The sequence below is a fragment of the Candidatus Obscuribacterales bacterium genome (assembly GCA_036703605.1).
In the GTDB taxonomy this organism is placed as follows: domain Bacteria; phylum Cyanobacteriota; class Cyanobacteriia; order RECH01; family RECH01; genus RECH01.
In genome coordinates this window covers 1-1,824 of record DATNRH010000935.1, presented here as the reverse complement: position 1 = coordinate 1,824, position 1,824 = coordinate 1, and the positions used below count along the sequence as shown (strand labels likewise).

Here is a 1,824-nt window from a genome sequence, read left to right as displayed (position 1 = left end):
CCAAAAAAGTTGACTTTGCCCAATGGGGTCGCCGCCGTCGGGTAGCTGGATGCCCATGATGCTAGCTTTTTTGACCACTAGACCCTGCCGAGGTTCGCCCCAGACCAGACTCTCAACCCATTCACCCAAATCTGGCTCATGGCCCACCAGCGCTAAAGACTGGGCCGGGCAATGCTCTAGCCAAACCAGAGCGTCTTGAATGCGGCCGCCGGGAGACAGAAAGGGCAACACTTCTAGGCGATCGCTCATACCAGCCGCCTTGAGAATCTCCGCCGTTTGCCGCGCCCGCAGCAAGGGACTGGTGAGAATGCGATCCACGGTTACGCCTAGGGAAACTAAGCGCTGGGCAATTTTTTCCGTTTTTTGGTTGCCGTCCTCACTTAAGGGGCGATCGCCATCTTGGGCATAGAGGGAGCGATCGGCGGCGATCCCATGACGAATGAAATAAAGGATATGGGGCATGGACTTAACCTGTGGGTTGGAAAACCGACACTTTGCAACAACTCTTAATGGAAAGGGGTATGCCCTCAGGGGCCAGGCTTGGTAGACTGTAATGCATATAATCTGAGGCGTTCACGCTTGTTTTGGCTGAGTGCAAATCCGATGCATTCCAGAGGGATCGTTCATTCTGCGTCAATATTGTCTCAGAATTGATGCGATCGCAGCCCGCGTCTTGGCAAATTTGTTCATAAGCAACTGTATTTGAGGGTTCATGGTAGATTCTCTGAAAAAGCCAGAATTTCAAGAAATTCGCCCGGGGGTCAAGGCTCCAGCCAAAGAAACCATCCTGACACCCCGTTTTTACACGACAGATTTTGATGAAATGGCAGCGATGGATGTCTCCATCAATGAAGACGAGCTGCAAGCCATCATTGCCGAGTTCCGCGCCGACTATAACCGTCATCATTTTGTGCGCGACGAAGAATTTGAGCAGTCTTGGGAGCACATTGACGGTGAAACCCGCCAATTGTTTGTAGAATTCCTAGAACGCTCCTGCACGGCTGAGTTTTCTGGATTCTTGCTCTACAAAGAACTATCCCGGAAACTCAAGGGCAAAAACCCTGTTTTGGCAGAAGGTTTTGAGCTGATGTCGCGGGATGAAGCTCGCCATGCTGGCTTCCTCAACAAAGCCATGTCGGACTTCAACCTGTCCCTCGACCTAGGTTTCCTCACCCAGCATCGCAAATATACCTTCTTCAAACCCAAGTTCATCTTTTATGCGACCTATCTCTCTGAGAAGATCGGCTACTGGCGCTACATCACCATTTATCGCCATCTAGAGTCGCATCCCGAAGATCGCATCTACCCCATTTTCCGGTTTTTTGAGAACTGGTGTCAGGATGAGAACCGTCATGGCGACTTCTTTGATGCCGTGATGCGCGCTCAGCCCAGCATCCTCAACGACTGGAGAGCGCGGTTGTGGTGCCGCTTCTTCCTGTTGTCTGTGTTCGCGACGATGTACCTCAACGACATTCAGCGGTCGGGCTTCTATGCGTCCCTCGGCTTGGATGCACGGGAGTATGACATCCACGTGATTCGTAAGACCAACGAGACCGCGGGCCGGGTGTTCCCGGTGATCCTCAATGTGGATCACCCTGAGTTCTTTGCAGCCTTGGATCAATGTACTCGCAATAACGAAAAACTGTCGGCGATCGCAACATCAAAGACACCCAAAGTTTTGCAGTTCTTCCAAAAGCTGCCCTTCTATGCTTCTACCACATGGCAACTTGTGCGCCTCTACTTCATGAAGCCTCTGCGCATTGATGAAGTGCAGCCAGCAGTGCGCTAATTGCTTGATGTAGTGCCCTAGTGCCTCTAACGTAA

At 51.6% G+C, this 1,824-nt stretch carries 2 protein-coding genes; one reads left to right on the top strand and one right to left on the bottom strand.

The genetic code is table 11. The features are described from left to right. Positions 1-462, bottom strand: a 462-nt coding sequence (gene sixA / locus V6D20_19225; protein HEY9817914.1) for a phosphohistidine phosphatase SixA, incomplete at its 3' end; no start/stop codon positions are given. A 250-nt stretch (positions 463-712) separates the two neighbouring features. Between sixA and acsF the strand changes: the two genes are divergently transcribed. After that, positions 713-1,789 (top strand): magnesium-protoporphyrin IX monomethyl ester (oxidative) cyclase, encoded by a 1,077-nt coding sequence (acsF, locus tag V6D20_19220; GenBank protein ID HEY9817913.1) that lies wholly within the window; start codon positions 713-715, stop codon positions 1,787-1,789. Positions 1,790-1,824: the final 35 nt, after the last annotated feature.